At 71.5% G+C, this 17,578-nt stretch carries 19 protein-coding genes and 1 pseudogene; 12 read left to right on the top strand and 8 right to left on the bottom strand.

Annotated features, from left to right (window positions below):
• Window positions 1-675: 675 nt before the first annotated feature.
• Window positions 676-1,011, bottom strand: a complete 336-nt coding sequence (locus tag ACWIZO_RS11775) for a histone-like nucleoid-structuring protein Lsr2 (RefSeq protein ID WP_448642628.1) — start codon at window positions 1,009-1,011, stop codon at window positions 676-678.
• A 658-nt stretch (window positions 1,012-1,669) separates the two neighbouring features.
• Here ACWIZO_RS11775 and ACWIZO_RS11770 point away from each other — a divergent pair.
• From ACWIZO_RS11770 to ACWIZO_RS11750, 5 genes are all read left to right on the top strand, one after another.
• The gene (locus ACWIZO_RS11770; RefSeq protein ID WP_448642627.1) at window positions 1,670-2,194 is read left to right on the top strand and encodes an MmcQ/YjbR family DNA-binding protein; all 525 of its coding nucleotides are present in this window, start codon (window positions 1,670-1,672) and stop codon (window positions 2,192-2,194) included.
• Window positions 2,195-2,247: 53 nt separating this feature from the next.
• Window positions 2,248-2,397, top strand: coding sequence for a hypothetical protein (locus ACWIZO_RS11765; protein WP_448642626.1), 150 nt, complete (start codon window positions 2,248-2,250; stop codon window positions 2,395-2,397).
• A 158-nt stretch (window positions 2,398-2,555) separates the two neighbouring features.
• Entirely contained in the window at window positions 2,556-2,816 is a 261-nt protein-coding gene (locus ACWIZO_RS11760; protein WP_448642625.1) for a hypothetical protein, read from the top strand.
• Complete coding sequence (locus ACWIZO_RS11755) at window positions 2,813-3,238, top strand: type II toxin-antitoxin system VapC family toxin (RefSeq protein WP_448642624.1); 426 nt, start codon at window positions 2,813-2,815, stop codon at window positions 3,236-3,238. Before ACWIZO_RS11760 ends, ACWIZO_RS11755 begins: the two co-directional genes overlap by 4 nt.
• 201 nt (window positions 3,239-3,439) lie before the next feature.
• Window positions 3,440-4,315, top strand: a complete 876-nt coding sequence (locus ACWIZO_RS11750) for a hypothetical protein (protein WP_448642623.1) — start codon at window positions 3,440-3,442, stop codon at window positions 4,313-4,315.
• Between the two features lie 14 nt (window positions 4,316-4,329).
• Here ACWIZO_RS11750 and ACWIZO_RS11745 read toward each other — a convergent pair whose 3' ends face one another.
• Together ACWIZO_RS11745 and ACWIZO_RS11740 are read right to left on the bottom strand one after the other, a co-directional pair.
• Window positions 4,330-5,301, bottom strand: coding sequence for an AAA family ATPase (locus ACWIZO_RS11745; RefSeq protein WP_448642940.1), 972 nt, complete (start codon window positions 5,299-5,301; stop codon window positions 4,330-4,332).
• Window positions 5,302-5,334: 33 nt separating this feature from the next.
• Window positions 5,335-6,240, bottom strand: a pseudogene (locus ACWIZO_RS11740) (transposase); the annotation flags it as partial.
• A 795-nt stretch (window positions 6,241-7,035) separates the two neighbouring features.
• On the opposite strand from ACWIZO_RS11740, the gene ACWIZO_RS11735 reads away from it, so the two are divergent.
• From ACWIZO_RS11735 to ACWIZO_RS11725, 3 genes are all read left to right on the top strand, one after another.
• Window positions 7,036-8,070: a transketolase gene (locus ACWIZO_RS11735; RefSeq protein ID WP_448642622.1), complete on the top strand. Its 1,035-nt coding sequence runs from the start codon at window positions 7,036-7,038 to the stop codon at window positions 8,068-8,070.
• Window positions 8,067-9,059 carry a transketolase family protein gene (locus ACWIZO_RS11730; protein WP_448642621.1) on the top strand — a complete coding sequence of 331 codons (993 nt, stop codon included), beginning with the start codon at window positions 8,067-8,069 and terminating at the stop codon, window positions 9,057-9,059. The genes ACWIZO_RS11735 and ACWIZO_RS11730 overlap by 4 nt, the downstream gene beginning before the upstream one ends.
• Window positions 9,060-9,146: 87 nt before the next feature.
• Window positions 9,147-9,296 (top strand): hypothetical protein, encoded by a 150-nt coding sequence (locus ACWIZO_RS11725; protein ID WP_448642620.1) that lies wholly within the window; start codon window positions 9,147-9,149, stop codon window positions 9,294-9,296.
• A 42-nt stretch (window positions 9,297-9,338) separates the two neighbouring features.
• Here ACWIZO_RS11725 and ACWIZO_RS11720 read toward each other — a convergent pair whose 3' ends face one another.
• Both ACWIZO_RS11720 and ACWIZO_RS11715 read right to left on the bottom strand, forming a co-directional pair.
• Window positions 9,339-10,148 carry an IS5 family transposase gene (locus ACWIZO_RS11720; protein ID WP_448642358.1) on the bottom strand — a complete coding sequence of 270 codons (810 nt, stop codon included), beginning with the start codon at window positions 10,146-10,148 and terminating at the stop codon, window positions 9,339-9,341.
• 197 nt (window positions 10,149-10,345) lie between these two features.
• Window positions 10,346-10,966 (bottom strand): polysaccharide deacetylase family protein, encoded by a 621-nt coding sequence (locus ACWIZO_RS11715; protein WP_448642619.1) that lies wholly within the window; start codon window positions 10,964-10,966, stop codon window positions 10,346-10,348.
• 120 nt (window positions 10,967-11,086) lie between these two features.
• On the opposite strand from ACWIZO_RS11715, the gene ACWIZO_RS11710 reads away from it, so the two are divergent.
• Entirely contained in the window at window positions 11,087-11,500 is a 414-nt protein-coding gene (locus ACWIZO_RS11710; RefSeq protein WP_448642939.1) for a tyrosine-type recombinase/integrase, read from the top strand.
• 19 nt (window positions 11,501-11,519) lie between these two features.
• On the opposite strand, the gene ychF is transcribed toward ACWIZO_RS11710, so the two are convergent.
• Window positions 11,520-12,593 (bottom strand): redox-regulated ATPase YchF, encoded by a 1,074-nt coding sequence (gene ychF, locus ACWIZO_RS11705; protein ID WP_448642618.1) that lies wholly within the window; start codon window positions 12,591-12,593, stop codon window positions 11,520-11,522.
• Between the two features lie 54 nt (window positions 12,594-12,647).
• On the opposite strand from ychF, the gene ACWIZO_RS11700 reads away from it, so the two are divergent.
• The gene (locus tag ACWIZO_RS11700) at window positions 12,648-13,013 is read left to right on the top strand and encodes a cupin domain-containing protein (protein WP_448642617.1); all 366 of its coding nucleotides are present in this window, start codon (window positions 12,648-12,650) and stop codon (window positions 13,011-13,013) included.
• A 3-nt stretch (window positions 13,014-13,016) separates the two neighbouring features.
• Here the strand turns inward: ACWIZO_RS11700 and ACWIZO_RS11695 are convergent, their stop codons facing one another.
• Together ACWIZO_RS11695 and ACWIZO_RS11690 are read right to left on the bottom strand one after the other, a co-directional pair.
• The gene (locus tag ACWIZO_RS11695) at window positions 13,017-14,189 is read right to left on the bottom strand and encodes a DUF222 domain-containing protein (protein WP_448642616.1); all 1,173 of its coding nucleotides are present in this window, start codon (window positions 14,187-14,189) and stop codon (window positions 13,017-13,019) included.
• Window positions 14,190-14,237: 48 nt separating this feature from the next.
• Window positions 14,238-15,443: a hypothetical protein gene (locus ACWIZO_RS11690; protein ID WP_448642615.1), complete on the bottom strand. Its 1,206-nt coding sequence runs from the start codon at window positions 15,441-15,443 to the stop codon at window positions 14,238-14,240.
• Window positions 15,444-15,500: 57 nt separating this feature from the next.
• Here ACWIZO_RS11690 and ACWIZO_RS11685 point away from each other — a divergent pair, with 57 nt between their 5' ends.
• Both ACWIZO_RS11685 and ACWIZO_RS11680 read left to right on the top strand, forming a co-directional pair.
• Complete coding sequence (locus tag ACWIZO_RS11685; protein ID WP_448642614.1) at window positions 15,501-16,463, top strand: helix-turn-helix domain-containing protein; 963 nt, start codon at window positions 15,501-15,503, stop codon at window positions 16,461-16,463.
• Between the two features lie 81 nt (window positions 16,464-16,544).
• Window positions 16,545-17,576 carry a class I SAM-dependent methyltransferase gene (locus ACWIZO_RS11680; protein WP_448642613.1) on the top strand — a complete coding sequence of 344 codons (1,032 nt, stop codon included), beginning with the start codon at window positions 16,545-16,547 and terminating at the stop codon, window positions 17,574-17,576.
• Window positions 17,577-17,578: the final 2 nt, after the last annotated feature.

The raw sequence follows: 17,578 nt of genomic DNA, 5'->3' as shown, positions 1-17,578 counted from the left end.
GTGACGCGACAGGAGGTCTGTGACGATGTGGTCCCTGATGGAACCGCTGATGCCGACGGTGACCGGGCGTTCGCGGCCGTGGACGGATCACCGGCTCGCTGCAGAGCATGGCGTGGGTACCGCACCGGGGAGCCGTGGCGGAACGTGTTGGAGCGGTTCGGCAAGTGGAACTTGAACTAAACGACTCATCGGAAGCGACGCCCCAGGAAGCGCCTCACGTCCCCATATCGATGTCCCTTGGGCCGCCTTCAGGGCGCAGGTTGCCTGCCGCGGCACTAGATCGGCCGAACCTGGTCCGTCCGAAGCCAGGCGAGAGACTCCCGACAGAACCCAGGGGCCGTCTTCCTTGAGCCACGCGCACGGGCCGCAGAGCAGGCCGTCGCTGGTGTTCGTGGACCAGCCATCGAGCGGGCGGTCGCGGGTGGTGCCCTCGGGCAGCAGGCTCACCTCGACGGCGACCGGCGGGGCACGTCGTTCCTCGACCTTCCTGAGGGCGTGCTCGACACGCCCCGGCTTCAGGTGTTGGGTGATCGGCACCGCTGGAACGTGAAGCCTCGTGCCGACAGCCAACGTCGACACGGGGCTACGGGTAACCGACTTCAGCACCCCGAAAGGTCGCTGCTCTGGGGAAGGCGTCAAAGGGTGAGCAAGCACCCAAGGGCGGCCCCCCCACCATCAGTTGCCGGCGGCCCGGAACTGATCGACCACGTCGCTCTTGATGCGGCCTCGCGGAGAAACGTCGATGCCCTGGCTCTTGGCCCAAGCTCGGACGGCCGCGGGGTCGATCGAGTCGGTGGTCGTGTGACGAACAGCAGCCCGGCCCTTGCGCGCCGAGCCGGACTTACGACCCGCCGAGACGTACTTCGACAGGGCGTCGCGGAACTCGGCGACGTTGTTGTCCGAGAGGTCGATCTCGTAGCTCTTGCCGTCGAGACCGAAGCTGACGGTGGTGTCGGCGGGGGTTTCGCCGTCCAGGTCGTCGATGAGAACGACGGAAGTCTTCGTAGCCATAACGGTGATCATCCGCGTATTTGCTGTCGAGTCAAGGCCAAAGATCAGTCGTGCGGCCTATATCACTCGACGCGGTGAGGGAAGTACTTTGGGATAGCAATGACCATGCGCATTGTCCCTACAGCTCACGCCGTGGATTAGGGAGATCACTCAGGGGTCCCCTGCGTCTTCTGCGAGCAGACCTTCGTGGTGAACGACGCCGCTGGCATAAGCCTGTCCGCGAGATGCCAGTGGCTGGACGCGAACATCTACGCCACAACGAGCTCGACGCCAACGAGCTGGCGCTCCAGGCGGTCGAGTGGGCTGAAGGCATCCTCGCGGGTGCGGGCGCATGACCAACCGTTACGCCCGCGCCTTCGGCCACAGCATCCTCGACCTGGCGGTGTCCGACCGGTCGGCTCCGCACGCCGAGGCCATCGGCCGCTGCCGATCGCAGGGCCGCCTGCCGGCGTGGCTGGCAGATTTGAAGTGTTCTGTCAGGTCGATCCGTCGACGCATTCTCTTGGCATCGCAATTTGGTAGGCGTGTCCGCCGGGTCGGTAGGCCCGACCGCCCGGCCGTTTGGAGGCCAGATGGATGGGTCGGGTTGCCCTTCGCCAACCCAACCCGTTGTGCGCCGTCCTGCCTGGCCACAGGATGTGCTCCTACGCTGCCCGGCGTGACCGCTGATCGGCCGGCGCGGGTGGAGGACGTGCACGAACTCGCGCTGGGGCTCCCGCACGTGACCGTCGTCCACGGAGCGCGCGGCAATGCCGTGTACCAGGTGGGTGGGAGGTCCTTCGTCTTCTTCCGCACCCCGCGGCCGGACGCCGTGGACGCCGCGACCGGGGAAAGGCTTCCCGACGTGATCGTCTTCTGGGTGGAGTCCGAAGCCGACAAGCAGGCCCTGGTCCAGGATGAGACAACGCCGTTCTTCACCACCCCGCACTTCGACGGGCACAACTCGGTGCTGGTGCAGGCCAGCCGGCTCGGGGAGATCACCAGGCAGGAGTTGGCCGAACTGGTGCAGGACGCCTGGCTCACCCAGGCCTCCGCCCGCAGGAGAGCCGCCTGGCTGGCGGCGCACGACACCACGCCGAACCCCGACCCGGACCCGACCGACGGCGACCTGCGGACCCTCTCCCGATCGCGCGCCAGCCGGGGTTGCGCTCGTAGGGACGGGCCCGACGCTCGCCGCAAGTAGCGGGATCGTGGCCGTCCCTTAGGCCGCCTTCAGCGCGAACGTTGCCTGACGCGGTGCTGGCCGTTTCCGTCGACGCGGAGATCGCCCAGACCAACGCGGATCTGGAAGTCGTCGTCCTCACCGCCGACTCGCTCTACGAGATCAAGCGCACCCACGGCCGCAATTTCTTGACACCTGCGGAGTTCGTCCGTGCCCGCGCTTGATGAAGACCCCGGTGCCTGATCCTCGCGAAGGGGCGGCCGAACGACGCTTTCCGCGCGTGCAGCGCCGTCCTGCGACCCCTGCAGCCGGCACTGATGCGGAGGGAACATCCCACCAGGAGAGGGAGTCGTCACGGTGATCTCTCGGTACCCTGCTGATCATGAGTTCCGCCGACGGCTGGGACCTGACCGTTCCCGAGGACGCGGCCGAGTTGCTCGCCGAGCTGCGCCGCCACGGCGTGCGGCCCGGTCAGCGTCTCCACGTGGTTCGCGCTCCCGACGAGTCAGCGCAGCAGTCGAGTGATTCCATCGAGCGGCCGGCCTCCCGCAAACTGGACTTCATCGGCTCGGTGCGCGGGGGCCCCGACGACCTCTCCACCCGGACCGACGACTACCTCCGGCGGGGCTTCGGCCACGAGTGATCCTCCTCGACACCAACGTCATCGTCACCGCCGCCAGGACCGCAGACACCAACCACCAGAGCGCGGCGCGGCTCCTCGAGTCTCTTGATGAACCGCGACTGGTCCCGCCCACCGTGGTCGCCGAGGTCTGTTACCTCCTCAGCGAGTGGGGTGGCCCAGACGCCGAGGTCCGGTTCCTGCGCGACTTCCGGCCGGGTGGCCTGCAGTTGGCCGAGCTGACCGAGACTGACGTCTCTCGTATGGCCGACCTCGCCGAGCGCTATGCCGACCTTCGCCTCGGCGGTACCGACGCGTCGGTCATCGCCATCGCCGAACGCCTCGGCATCCATCGCATCGCCACCTTCGATCGGCGGCACTTCACGGTCGTTCGCCCCGTCCATGTCGAAGCGTTCACGCTTCTGCCGGAGGCCACGTCGTCCTGACCCGGCGAACACCCGCGTCGACTCAGGCGCCGGCCCTTCACAGGGCTCGGCGGCCCTCGTCCCCCTTGGTCTCCGTCACGTAGCTCATGGACGGCTGACGCTGGGTGGCGTCCTCCAAGTCAGTGGTGACTCAGGCTCATCGCCCGAGGCCGGCCCCATGCCGGGACGTCCCACAGGCTGCCGGTCGTACTCGGGTCGTGGGTGACGGACGCCCGCCGCTGGCGGTGGGATGGCCGTCCCACCGACGGCTGTGCGGTCAGCGCTGTGCTCGGCACGCCAGCTGTCGCGTTCCCGGGTGAGGCGGTCGGCCGGTTGACCGAGGAGGGCCGCTTCGGCCCGGAGCTGCTCGATCCGGTTCGGCTCGGCGACGAGCTGCTGCTCGGCGTGCGCCACCTCCCGTGCGGTGTCGGCCTGCAGCCCGGTGAGGTCGGAGCCGGTCACGTCGAGGCGTGTGAGTCGGTCCTCCCACCGACTCACTGCGTGGGTGAGGTCTCGCCGGACGCGGTCGTGCGCCGCCCGTGCAGCGTCGGCGGCAGCGGTGAGCCGGGCGTGCTCAGGGTGGGTGGACTCGGCGTGGCGGCGGGCGTGACTGCCGAAGGCCGCCTCCAGGCGCGGGCGGTCATCGGCCGCGGCAGCGAACGCGGCGATCCGCCACGGGTCGCGGGCCATGGTCGGCAGCAGCGGCCGCCAGGTGTGCGCCCAGGTGGTGAGCTGTTCGTTAGCGCGTGCGACGGCGGCTCGCCGCAGCCCGAACCGACCGGACCCGTCGAGCACGATGCGGGCGGCCTCGGCGGCCGTGTCGCGTTGGTCGTCCCAGGTGGCCAGAAGCTCTACGCGGACGCGGACGGCCTCAGTGGCGACGGCGGCGGCGCTGGCCTCGGCCCGCTCGCGAGCGTGCTCGGCATCGAGTTCCGCCTGTCCGCAGGCGACCTGCAGTGCGGCGAGCCGGTCGACCTGGTCGGCCTCGAGCGCGGCGATGCCGCGCAGGAGGTCATGGCGCGACCGGACGACGGCCAGCCGATCGAGGCAGAGCTGTTCAGCCGTCCACGCGCGGAATGCAGATCTGCGAACGCTTGAGCCAGCGACCGGGGCTAGGCGTAGCGGGCGGCCTCCCGGGCGGCGAGACCGGCGGCGTGGCCGGGACCGAGGTCGGCCCGGTTGCGGCTGAACACGGCGATCCACCGCTCCCGCGCCTCGGCCAGGTCCTCAGCGAGCAGGTGGGCGGTGTTGGCGGTGCGGCCGCGGGTCATGCCGACGTAGGCAGCTGCGGCGCCGGTGCGCTCGCCGATCACCACGTGGGCGGTCGCAACCGTGTCACCTTGCACGCCGTGCGTGGTGCTGGCATAGGCCAGCTCGACATGGGAGGTGACGTAGTCAGCGGGCAGCACCCGCTCCCGCCGCAGCGTGGACGGGGTGACGTCGGCAAGGGTGACGTTCTTCGTGGTGGGGGTGACGGTCAGCTGGCCGTCGCGGTCGACGGCGGTGACGGTCCAGGTGTCACGGTTGGCGACGCCGAGGGTGCGGTCGTTGCGGCGGGTGGCGCCCTGGTCGCCGACCCCAATGCGCTGCCCGCTGCCGGTGATCGCGACCTGCGCGTCGTCGACCCTGCTAGCGGTAACCAGCCGGTCTCGGACGGCGGCGCCCAGCTCGCCGGCCTGCTCGCGGGTGTCGACCACCACCGCCACCTGCTCCCCGGCCCCGTAGCAGGTGGCGGCGGTGGCTAGCGCCTCCTGTAGCGCCGCGGGGTCGGCGTGGACGCGGACCTGGCCGCGGGCGAAGAGCGCGTCGAAGACCCCGGCGGGGTCGGCGCCGGTGCGCATGGCCAGGGTCAGCTCGGCGTACTCGGTGTCCGGCGCGGTCTGCCCGACCTGGTCGGTGCGGACGAAGCGGTGCACCGTGTCCAGCGTCAGGTGGGCTGCCGGGTCGACCTGGCGAGCGGCCAGGTCTAGAACGCCTCCGCGGCCGACGGCGGCCAGCTGGTGCCGGTCGCCGAGCAGCGCTAAACGGACCTGGCACTCGTCGGCGACGGTCAACAGGGCGCGGGCGGTGTCCTGGTCGAGCATCCCGGCCTCGTCGACGACCAGCAGGTCCCCCGGGTCGAACAGCCCGGCGACCTCGGCGACGAACGCTCCGTCGCGGGGCTGGCCATCGGCGTCGTAGGCCGGCTCCCACGCCGCGGCGGGGATCGCGGCCAGCGTCTTCTGGATCGAGGCCAGGTCACCGGGCAGGGAGAACCCGACCGAGTAGGACAGCCGGCGCCGCGTCAGCCACGCGAGCAGCTCATGGGTGCCGCCGGCGCCGTCGATCCGGATGAGTACCTTCTTGCCGCGGGCGTGCCCGTCAGGCAGCTGCGCGAGCGCGGCGCGGATGACCGTCTTGTGGTCGACCACGGTGTTGGAGCCGGCGTTGCCGGCGCGCAGTCCGAACGCCAGCGGCTCGCCGGTGCCCTCGGCGCCGTGGTCCACGAACGCCCACAGCGGATGGAAGCCGAAGCTGCGCTTGAACGTCGGCGCCGCCGCTTCCTTCTCCGAGTGCGCGGTCACCAGGGTGGCGTCCACGTCGATGACCAGCGGCGACGCGGCGCTGGCGTCGTGATCGGGGGCGTGCTCGCCGGCCAGCGACCATGCGGTTGCCCGCGCGATCGCCCGTGCGGAGGCGATCGCGGCCAACGCGACCGGGGCGTCGGCGGCGAGGGTGTCGATCAGCCGGGACACCGTGGGATCGGAAGCGACCGAGCCGAACACCTCCGGCGCGGCGCGCAGCTGCGCCAGGTCGGCCAGGCAGTCCCCGCCCACCGCCAGCGAGACGGCCAGGTCCAGCAGGATCTTGCCCGGATCGTGGCGAGCCAGCGGCCGCCGCCACGGCTCGATCGCCTGGAGAGCGGCGTCGAGACCGACGGCCTCCGCGGTTCGCAGCAGCAGGACCGCCCCGGCGTTCGGCACCACGCTGGACCCGTGCCCGTCGACGGTCAGACGCGGGTATCGCCCGCTACGCTTCTTCACCAGAAAGGTGCCTCCTGGCCCGCGCGGATATTGCCCTCAGCGCGCAACATCCTTGCAGGTCAGAGGCACCTTTCGTGTCCCGGGTCAGCCCTCAAATCATGCGCGATGAAAGCCCCGGGCTAGGCAACCTCCAGCTCGTCGCGATTCGAGCGATGGTCCGAGTCACCTCAGGCGCCTGACTCCCTCAAGCCTCGAGGTCCGGCCACGGACTTGGTCAAGCAGGTCCCTGTTCCTGGCGCGGGTGGTCCGCGAGGCCGCGGTCAGCGCCGCCCGTACCGACACCTTCCTCGGCGAGCGATATCGACGGATCGCCCGACGCCGCGGCAAGAAGCGGGCGATCGTCGCGGTCGGCCGCTCCATCCTGGTCATCATCTGGGCGCTGCTCTCCAGCTTCGCCTCATTCCGCGTGGACCAGCACAATGCTGTCGACCGGTTCCAGGGCGGCGGCTTCTGTGCTGGTGTGAGCGCCGCGTCGCCGCGGTGTGAGCGCGAGCAAGGTCGCAAGAAGGCGGAGGCCATGTGGGCCCGTCACCAGCCGCCGGTTCCGAGCGCCAGGGACATGGCTCGGTGTAGGGGCCCGCACCTGCTGGAGTCCGGGGCTGCTGCCACCTTCGGACAGGTCGTCGCGCTCGCGAGCCGAGCGCTAGGGTCGCCGCCAGCGGTCAGCCCGGCCGCGGTGAGGGGCCAGCATGAGCCTCCATGTGGAGCTGCACCACACCACCGACGTCGACACCGTCGAGGTGTTCGACGACGCCGATCTGCCGACCTGCCACCGGCGGAATCTCCTGCTACCACGTGGCCGTCGGCTGGGCGCTATGGGCCAGCCTCAGCGCGGTACTCTGCCTGCCAACTTTGCCCCTAGGTGTCATCGCCGTCGCCTGTCGCGCCGGTGCCGAACTGGAGAAATCTATGACGACGCAACCGGCCACAGCACTGCCCACAACCACGGCAGGTCCGCCGTCCGCGCAGGGGGGGCTGAGTGTCGCGGAGCTCGAGGACCAGGCGCGTCGGATCCGGGTCTCGATCATCGAGATGCTCACCGCCGCCAAGAGCGGGCATTCCGCGGGACCGCTCGGTATGGCCGAGATCCTGACGGTGCTGTACTTCAAGGTGATGCGCCACGATCCCGCGGACCCCGAGTGGGAGGAGCGTGACACCTTCTTTCTCTCGAATGGACACACCGCACCCGTCCTGTACGCCGCACTCGCGCACGCCGGCTACTTCCCGCTCGAGGAGCTCACGACGTTGCGCCAGCTCGGCAGCCGGCTGCAGGGACACCCCGAGCGCACCGCCCTCCCCGGTCTGGAAAACACGAGCGGGCCACTAGGCTCCGGCCTCTCCCAGGCGGCGGGTTACGCCTACGCGACGCAGATCATCGATCGGCAGATGGACCGGTTCACCTACGTCTGCATGGGCGACGGCGAGCTCAACGAGGGCAACATCTGGGAGGCGGCAATGTTCGCGGGCAAGTACAAGCTTGGCCGGCTCATCGGCGTCGTCGACCGCAACTATATCCAGATCGACGGCCTCACCGAAGACGTCATGCCGCTCGACGATCTACGCGCGAAGTGGGAGTCGTTCGGTTGGCATGTCCTCGAGGTCGATGGCAACAACGTGTCCGAACTGCTCGGCGCCATCCGGCAGGCCAAGGCCGTCGCGCAGAGGCCGTCGGTAATCCTCGCCTACACGATTCCCGGAAAGGGGATCCCCTTCATGGAGTACGACTACAAGTGGCACGGTAAGCCGCCGACAACCGAGCAGGCCGAGGTTGCGCTCAGGCACTTAGAGCCCCTCGAAGCGCAGCTGTTGAAGGCGGAGGTCGAGGCATGAGCGACGAGTTCGCCCTGGCCGCTGACTGGCAGTCGGCCAAGTCCGAGCCGCTGCGGGCCGGCTTCGGCCGCGGTCTGCTCGAGGCGGGCCGTCGGGACGAGCGCGTGGTCGCGCTCTGCGCCGACCTCACCGAGTCGACCATGATGCACATATTCGCCGAGGAGTTCCCGCGGCGCTTCATCGAGGTCGGCATCGCAGAGCAGAACCTGGTGACCGTGGCGAGCGGCCTGGCGCGCGCGGGCAAGATCCCGTTCACCTCGAGCTACGCTGCCTTCAGCCCGGGCCGCAACTGGGAGCAGATCAAGACCACAGCAGCGCTGAACGACATGCCGGTGAAGGTCGTCGGTTCACACACCGGTGTCAACGTGGGTCCGGACGGTGCCACCCATCAGATGCTCGAAGACATCGCGCTGATGCGGGTCATGCCGAACATGGTCGTCGTCGCGCCGGCTGACTCGATCGAGGCGGAGAAGGCGACACTCGCCCTCGCACAGAACGACCGGCCCTCGTATCTGCGCCTCGCCCGCGACGCGACCCCGAGGTTCACGACACCCGACACCCCGTTCGAACTCGGACGCGCCTATGTCGTTCGCGCGGGTTCCGACGTGACCCTGATCGGCACGGGCACCATGACGTATGAGTTGCTGGTGGCCACCGAGATCCTGTCTGCTCAGGGTATCGATGCCGAGCTCATCCACGCCCCCACGGTGAAGCCGTTCGACGAAGAGACGGTGCTGCGCTCCGTGACAAAGACAGGCCTCGCGGTGACGGCGGAAGAAGCGCAGATCGCGGGCGGACTGGGCGGCGTCGTGGCCGAGCTGCTCGGCTCCAAGCTTCCCCGGCTCCTGTTGCGGCTCGGAATCGAGGACCGGTACGGCGAAAGCGGCGCTCCTCGCGAAGTGCTGGATCTTTTCGGACTGACCGGCCAGAAGCTTGCCGGCCGCATCGAGGCCTTCGTGGGGGCATCGCGTGAGGTCGCGCTCGCCTGAACCGATCCTCAGGTATGCGAGGCGATCGAGGTGGGCGATTAGGCGGCGGCCTGGGCGGCGTCGCCACCGTCGGCCACGGACGGCCCGATGGCCGCCGCACTCGACAATCCTGCGGACCATCTGCGACCGAACACCGTTGACGAGCGGCTGAACTGCGGATTCACCCTGGATCAGACGTTGAAAGAACGTTTTGAGCGTGGACGGTCGACGATGGCGGCCGATGGAAACGCTGGCTGACCAGCGCTTCTGTCATCGGGCGGCGTTGGCAGTGAGGTTTTCTCAACGGATTGGCCGCTCGGCGCTGGTCAGAACAAGTGCGGCCGCGACGATGGCGCCGATTCGCTGAGGACACAGCCGAATACGGTGTAGCGCCTTCCATCGGGTCTTGAGCAGCGCGATGCCGCGCTCGCCTTCGGCGCGCAGCCGGGTCAGCAGCTGGTTGCGGCAGGCCGTGCTGGGCGCCAGCCGACCGCCCTTGGCCGGCGTGTGCACGCCGATACCGGCGCCGTCGTAGCCCTTGTCGGCCAGCGTGGGCAGCCCGAGGAGGGCGGCCGCGGCGTGCAGCGTGCCGAGGAAGCCGGTGGCGCGGGCGGCGGCAAGGTCATGCGCTGACCCCGGCTGCACGTCGGAGACGGCGACCGGGAAGCCGGTCGGGTCGCAGACGACCTGCACGTTGCCGCCGTGGGCCTGGTGCTTGCCGGAGTACCACAGGTCATGACCGGTGTCCGGGTTGTTCATCCGACAGCGGTCGGTGGCGATGAGGGTGCCGTCGAGGGTGACGTGACTCCAGCCGGCGGCTCGTCCGGCCTGCAGCACCTGATGCAGCTCAGGGGCTTGCGCAGCCAGTACGTCGATGCCCTCGCGCAGATAGCGGTAGCCCGTCGCGGTCGACACTCCGGAGTCGCGGGCCAGGACCGGCATGCCGGTGTCCTCCCGGAACCAGCGCAGCACCAGCACCGCCTGGTCGAAGCAGGAGGCGGCGCGGGCGCCGATGCCGGTGCCCGGGCGGCGCCGCTCGGCGACGAGCAGCTCGACCAGCTGCGCGACGGTGTCGGCGGGTACGTCGAGCGTGGCAGAGTAGGTGATCACGCGGGGTCCTCGCGATCATGATCAGTTCCCTAGGAAGAACCGATCCTCGATCGCAGGGCCCCGCGCCTCATGCAGTGACACACCTCGCGCGCCGGCGACCTGCCGCTTCGGCGCCACAAGTAGGCCTCCATCGCCAATCCATTGAGAAAACCTCACTTCTGAGACAATTGGCGACAGCGTGCGCCGAGCAACCGCGATTAGCGGACGCAGTAACCCATGCCGGCGAGGCCGTTGAGGATCATGGGCAGTGCTGCGGGGGTGTTTGCTCCGGTGCCGTCGTGCAGCAGGATGATGCTGTCCGGCCGCACCGCCTGCAGCACGCGGTCTCGGACGGTGGTCGCGGGTGGATCGGCCCAGTCGCGCGGGTCCACCGTCCACAGCACCATCGAGGTCAGACCGACGCGCTCAGCGGCCGCCTCCACCGCAGAGTTCCTCGCCCCGTACGGCGGGCGCCACTGCGTCGGAGTCTTTCCGGTCACCTCTTTGATCACGTCATTGGTGCGCTGCAGCTCGGATTCGACCTGGGCTGAGTTCAGTCTGGTGAGGTCTGGGTGATCCCAGGAGTGGTTGCCGATGGTGTGGCCCTCCTGGCTTTCGCGCTGCACGAGGGCGGGGTTGGCAGCGGTCATCTGACCGACCACGAAGAAGGTCGCGGTCACCCCGTGTGCCGCGAGAGTGTCGAGGATGTCCGGCGTAGCGGTGCGGTGGGGACCGTCGTCGAAGGTGAGGCGGACATAGCCGGCCGCACACGGCTCCGGTGCCGCCTGAGCGGGAACGGCGGGCAGCACCAGCCCACAGGCTGCAGCGACGACGATCACCGTCCGAAACCGCATGGGGAACGGTTGCACATTCCACAAAGTCGCGCAGGGCAAGGATCACCGCGGCGACCCGCCGCAGGTGGCAGGTGGTCGGGCTCGCAGTGACCTTGGACCGGCCTACTGCGCGACGACCGCAGCCGACCATCGGGCCTCGCGCCGCCACTGGTCGACCTGCTCGCCCGGCACGTCGCCGCCCACTGCCCGGCAGGCACCTGGCTCTGCACCGGGGACGCCAGCCAGCCGCCGCACCAGAACACCGTCGGCCACCGCTGGCGGACGACGCTCGCCGCGGCCGGCCTCAGCGGCGTGAAGCTGCACGACCTCCGACACTTCTACGCCTCCGGGCTCATCGCCTCCGGCTGCGACGTCGTCACCGTCCAGCAGGCCCTCGGACACGCCAGCGCCACCACGACGCTGAACACCTACAGCCACCTCTGGCCCACCGCAGAGGACCGCACGAGGCGCGCCGCCGAAGAACTCTTCGCGGACAGTTGCGGACTGGGTGCGGACTCGGCCACCTCGACGAGCTGCTGACCTGCACGGATACTGTCAGCTACACGTTGAAGCGGAACTCCACGACGTCGCCGTCCTGCATGACGTAGTCCTTGCCCTCGATGCGCACCCAGCCGCGGGACTTCGCCTCGGTCATCGAGCCGGCCTCCATGAGGTGGTCGTAGGAGACGACCTCGGCCTTGATGAAGCCGCGCTGGAAGTCGGTGTGGATGACGCCCGCGGCCTGCGGGGCGGTGGCGCCGACCGGGATGGTCCAGGCGCGCGCCTCCTTGGGGCCCGCCGTCAGGTAGGTCTGCAGCCCCAGCGTCCGGAAGCCGACCTTCGCCAGCTGGTCGAGGCCCGGCTCGCTCTGCCCGATCGACTCCAGCAGCTCGGCGGCCTCCTCGGCCGGCAGCTCGGCGAGCTCGGCCTCGGTCTTCGCGTCGAGCAGGATCGCCTCGGCCGGCGCCACGAGCTCCCGCAGCTCGGCGATCAGCGACTCGTCGGCCAGCTCGTCGGCGTCGACGTTGAAGACGTAGAGGAACGGCTTGGTCGTCAGCAGGGTCAGCTCGCGCAGCGGCACGGGGTCCACCCCGGCGGCGAACAGCGTCTGCCCCGTGTTCAGCACCTTCTCGGCCGCCTGCGCCGCCGACAGCAGGGCCGCGCGCTCCTTGTCCTTGCGCGACTCCTTCTCCAGCCGCGGGATCGCCTTCTCCAGCGTCTGCAGGTCGGCGAGGACGAGCTCGGTGTTGATCGTCTCGATGTCGTCGCGCGGTGAGACCTTGCCCTCGACGTGCACGACGTCGGGGTCGGAGAACACCCGGATGACCTGGCAGACCGCGTCGCTCTCGCGGATGTTGGCCAGGAACTTGTTGCCCAGCCCCTGCCCCTCGCTGGCCCCGCGCACGATGCCGGCGATGTCGACGAACGAGACCGTCGCCGGCACGACCTTCTGCGACGTGAACAGCTCCGCGAGCTTCCCCAGCCGCTCGTCCGGGACCCCGACGACGCCGACGTTCGGCTCGATCGTGGCGAAGGGGTAGTTGGCCGCCAGGACGTCGTTCTTGGTCAGCGCGTTGAACAGCGTCGACTTGCCGACGTTGGGCAGCCCGACGATCCCGATGGTGAGACTCACGGGAGACCAGCGTACGGGCCGCCGCCACGGTGCCCGGACGGCGAGGATGGCCCCATGCCGCAGCCCGTCGACCTCGCCGCCGTCCTCGCCTCGATCGACCAGCCGTGGTCCCCGCGCACCGTCGCCGTCCTCAACGACTACGACGTCCGCGTCGTGCACACCCGCGGCGAGTTCACCCGCCACAGCCACCCCGAGACCGACGAGGTGTTCCTCGTCCTCTCCGGCTCGCTCACCATCCGGATGGACGACGGCGACGTCACGCTCGGGCCCGGTCAGCTGTACGTCGTCCCGAGGGGCACCCCGCACCAGCCGTGCTCGCCCGAGGGCGCGCAGGTGCTGCTCGTCGAGCCGAGCACGACCGTGAACACCGGCGACACCCCGAGCGAGTACACGCGCGAGCGCCGGGTGGTCGGGCAGTAGGGATCAGGCCGCCGGGACCAGCGGCCTCGGCACGAGGATCTCGGTGCCGTCGGGGCGCCAGGTGCGCCATCGCCCGTCGGGTCGTCGTTCGACGCGGAAGCCGTGGTGGACCTTGCTGTGGTGCCGCTCGCAGAGCAGGGCGGAGTTCGCCAGGTTCGTCTCGCCGCCGTCGATCCAGTGGACGAGGTGGTGCACGTCGCACCAGGCGGTGGGGGCGTCGCAGCCGATGAACACGCAGCCGCCGTCGCGCAGCTCGGCGGCCCGGCGGATCGGCCAGCTCATCAGCCGCTGCTCCCGCCCCAGGTCGAGCGGAGCGCCGTCGGGACCGAAGACCACCCGGGACACCGCGCCGTCACAGGCCAGCCAGCGGGCGCGGGCGGCGGAGATCGTGGCGCCGAAGCCCATCCGCCCGGCGTTGGGCCCACCGGCCGGGTCGACCAGGTCCTCCACGTCGACCACCACGGCGACCTGCGGCTTGTGTCCGCGCAGGGTCGGCAGCGAGCCGGCGGCCAGGGCGTTGTCGGCCACCTGCACGAACGCGTCGCCGAGGCGCTGGGCACGGGTGCGCTCGTCCCCGGCCGGGCGGTCGGCCTGCACGTGCGCCTCCAGCGCGGCCTGGACCTTCTCCCCGCCCACCGGGTCGAGGTGGAACCGGCCGGAGAGGGAGCCGTCGGCGTGCTTGGACAGGGTCAGCGACCGGCCCTCGGTGGGATCGGGCTCGGGTCCGTCGGGGTCGAGATCGGCCAGGTAGTGCTGCACTACCCTCACCAGGTCGGCGTGTGCCCCCTCGACCGCCACACCGGTGAAGACCGCGTCGATCACGGCCAGGTCCACACCCTGCGCAGCGGCCGCCGCCAACCGCTCCGGCGTGACCGCCCGCGCAGCGACCGCCACCTGCTCCGCGCTGACCAGCCCGGCGTCGTGCGCCTCGGCCAGCGCCGGCAGGTGCTCCAGCACGCGGCCGTTGCGGACCAGCCGAGACGCCTCGTCGACCGAGAGCCGGCAGTGCCCCCGCAGCCACGAGGCCATGCTCTTCAGCCCGTCGCGCTCGGGTGCCTGGGACAGCTCCGCCACACGCACCTGCCGGGTCAGCCGGGCGTCGAGCCGGTTGCGCTCGGCGACCAGCGCGGCGACGTCGTCCAGCACGTCACCACCCGGCGAGTCATCCGAACACATGTACGAAGTCTATCGGAAACACCCAGCCCTGCCACCTGAATCCCCAGGTCAGCGGCTCGCCCACACGTCCTCACACCCTCGCGCGGCAGCACCGTCGGCCGCCCGCCGGAGACCGGGCGACGATGCCAGCGACACCGTCAGCGACGCCGCCGCGAACACCGCGACCGCGGTCCCGGGCGTCGTGGCGTCCCCGAGCACGCCGGCCAGCACCGCGAAGACGCCCTGTCCCGTCATCCGCGCCGCGGACTCGACGCCGAGCACCTGCCCGCGCAGCCCGGCCGGCGTCAGCGCGACCAGCCACTCCTGCTGCGCCAGCGACGCGGCGTACCCCGCCGACGCGACCGCCACCAGGACCGCGGCCACCGGTACCGGGGGTCCGAGCGCGAACGCCAGGAACGGCGCGGCCAGCAGCACCCGCAGCGCGGCGTTCGACCGCCGTCGGGCCGCCGGCGTCAGGAACCGCCCGACCACCAGGTCGCCGGTCGTCATCCCGACCGCCCCGGCCGCCAGCAGCCAGCCGCCCCGCTCCCCGGCGTACGGCACGAACAGCGCCTCGCAGCCGACCACCAGCCCGTTCGGGACGCACAGCGCGACCAGCAGCGTCCGGGTCTCCCGCCGCGACAGCAGCAGCCGGTTGCCGCGCAGCGTCCCGGCGAGCCCGGCCCGTCCGCGGCGGCGCGGCGGCCGCTCGGCCAGCCCGGCCCGCAGCACCACCACGGCGAGGGCGGACACGGCCGCGGCCAGCACGAACACCTGCGTCGTCGTCAGCACGGTCAGCAGCAGCCCGCCGGCGGCGAAGCCGACCACCTGGCAGGCGCCGACGGCGACGTCCATCGTCGAGCGGGCCAGCGGGAAGGCCTCGGCGGGCACCAGCTCCGACAGCAGTCCCCACCGTGCACCCGACCCGACCGAGACGACGAACGCGGTGCCGACGACGAGCAGCAGCCGCACCGCGGTGGGCAGGCCGGGCAGCGCCTGCAGGGCCAGCGCCAGCGTCGATGCCGTCCCGACGAGCACCAGGGTGCGCCGCGGCGGGCTCGCGTCGGCCGCCGACATGAGCGTCGTCGCCCCGAGGGCCTGGGCGGTCGAGGGGCCGAACGCCGCCACCGCCGTCAGCAGCGCCGAGCCGGTCTGCCGGTGCACGAGCGTGGCCAGCGCCAGGGACGACGTCGTCGAGGCCACCGTGGTGAGCGCGCTGCCGGTCCACAGCGCGCGGAAGGCGGGGAGCGCGAACAGCGCCCGGTAGGTGAGCACGCCAGGACCGTCCGCCACCCGGAGCCGGCGGCCCACCGTTTCGCCTAGGCTCGAAAGGTGGGTGAGCTGATCGTCGACGCCGACGTCATGGCCCGCGCCCGCTTCGGGACCAGCCAGCTCACCGAGACGCTGGCCGGCCTGCGGCTGCTCACCGCGCCGCAGGTCCCGCCGTGGCACCGCCCCTGGCGGGACACCCACGCCGCGGCGCTGCGGAAACGCCTCGACGCCGACCCCGTCGGCGCCGCCCTGCTGCGCGCCGCCTTCGGCCCCACCTGGACCGCGGACCTCCTCACCGTCCCGCCCGCGGCCCCCGACCTGGCGCTCGACGAGGAGCTCGCGCACCTGGAGTCCCTGGACGACGACGCCGTCCGCGCCGACCTGGAGGTCGCCACCGGGCCGGTTCCGCCCGAGCTGTCCGCCACCGGCCTGGCCCGCACCGCCGCCGACCTGCTGCGCTGGACCTGGGAGCACACCATCCGCGACGAGTGGCCACGCCGGTTGCGGGTGCTGCGCGCCGACGTCGTCGCGCGGACCGCCCGGCTGAGCCGCGAAGGCTGGTCGGGAGCGCTCGACGGCATCGCCCCCGGGGTGCGCTGGCTCGCGCACGGCCGGCTGCAGGTCAACGCGCACCCGTACCCGCCGCGCGACGTCCGGGGCCGCGACCTGCTGTTCATCGCCGCGCACAGCCGCGGCAGCTGGGTGAGCTGGCGGCTGCCGGACACCTACGCCCTCGTCTACCCGGTCACCGGCGCGCTCGCGTCGGGTCCCGCGCCCCTGCCCGAGCCGCTGGTCCGCCTGCTGGGCCGGAGCCGCGCCCGCGTCCTCACCGCGCTCGACGCCCCGCGCAGCACCAGCGCGCTCGTCGCCGGCACCGGCCTGCCGCTGGGCAGCGTCGGCGGGCACCTACGGGTGCTGCTCGACGCCGGCCTGCTGGAGCGGCGCCGGTCGGGACGCGAGGTCCTCTACTGGCGCAGCGACGCCGGCCAGGCCCTCCTCGACGCCGGGGACCGGCCCGCCTGAGCGGGCGCTCCCGGACCCCTGGTGGCCCGCTCCGGCGGCCGACACAGTGGCCGCCGGAGCACCCCGACGTCGGGAGGTCCCGTGTCCCGGTTGATCAACCCCCGAGCGCTCGTGCAGCTGCTGCGCGCGGGCGACCTCCGCGCCCGGTGGCGGGCCACGCAGGACGGGCAGGCCGCCCTCCGCCTCCAGGTCGTCGCCGCGGCCCTCGGCACCGGCGTGCTCGACGCCCTCGCCCGGGCGCCCGCGGGCACCGCCGAGCTGGCCCGTCACACCGGCGCGACCGACACCGATCTGCTCGAGGCCTTCCTGCGGGTGACGGCGGCCGTCGGGCTCGTCGACGGGGACGGCGACCGGTGGCGGCTGGCCCGCGCCGGCCGCGCCGTCGTCGGCGACGACCTCGTCCGGGCCTCCTACGAGGGCTTCGGCGGGTTCCACACCGACCTCTACCGCGCGCTGCGCCCGGTGCTCGCCGGCGAGGGGCGGCGGCGCGACCTCGACGAGCAGGGCGAGGTCATCGCCCGGATGGCCGCCGGGTTCGACACCTTCGTGCACGACCTGCTCGTGCGGACGGTCGCCGAGCGCCGCCCGCGCCGGGTGCTCGACGTCGGGTGCGGTGCCGGGCTGCAGCTCGCCGGGGTGCTGGAGGCGGCTCCCGCTGCCACGGGCGTCGGGGTGGACGTCGACGCCGGCGCCGCCGCCCTGGCCGCACGCACCCTGTGGGAACGGGGCCTCGCCGACCGGGCCACGGTGGCGACGGTCGACGTCCGGACCGCGCTCGCCGAGGGACCGGGTGGACCGCTCGGCGAGCCCTTCGACCTCGCCCTGCTCGCCAACGTCGTCTACTACCTCCCGCCTCCCGAGCGGGTGCCCCTGCTGCGCGCGGTGGCCGGCCTGCTCACCCCCGGCGGCACCCTGCTCGTGGTCACCACCGCCGCCGTGCCGCAGCTGTTCAGCCGGCACCTGGACCTGCTGCTCCGCGCGCAGGAGGGCGACCTGCAGCTCCCCGACGCCGGCTCGCTGGTCCGCCAGCTGACCGAGGCCGGGCTCCACCCGGAGCCGCCGCGCACGCTCGTCCCGGGAGCGCCCCTCATCGCGGTGGCGGCGACCCGGTGAGG

The sequence above is a fragment of the Geodermatophilus sp. URMC 63 genome (genome assembly GCF_053502565.1).
Note: the sequence above shows the minus strand (reverse complement) of the source record. Positions and strands in the feature narration are given on the sequence as shown.

Coding starts and splice junctions, on each gene's coding strand:
- ACWIZO_RS11775 (WP_448642628.1), bottom strand. CDS start 1,011: ATGGCTACGAAGACTTCCGTCGTTCTCATCGACGACCTGGACGGCGAA.
- ACWIZO_RS11760 (WP_448642625.1), top strand. CDS start 2,556: ATGAGTTCCGCCGACGGCTGGGACCTGACCGTTCCCGAGGACGCGGCC.
- ACWIZO_RS11745 (WP_448642940.1), bottom strand. CDS start 5,301: ATGCTCGACCAGGACACCGCCCGCGCCCTGTTGACCGTCGCCGACGAG.
- ACWIZO_RS11730 (WP_448642621.1), top strand. CDS start 8,067: ATGAGCGACGAGTTCGCCCTGGCCGCTGACTGGCAGTCGGCCAAGTCC.
- ACWIZO_RS11725 (WP_448642620.1), top strand. CDS start 9,147: ATGGCCGCCGCACTCGACAATCCTGCGGACCATCTGCGACCGAACACC.
- ACWIZO_RS11700 (WP_448642617.1), top strand. CDS start 12,648: ATGCCGCAGCCCGTCGACCTCGCCGCCGTCCTCGCCTCGATCGACCAG.
- ACWIZO_RS11695 (WP_448642616.1), bottom strand. CDS start 14,189: ATGTGTTCGGATGACTCGCCGGGTGGTGACGTGCTGGACGACGTCGCC.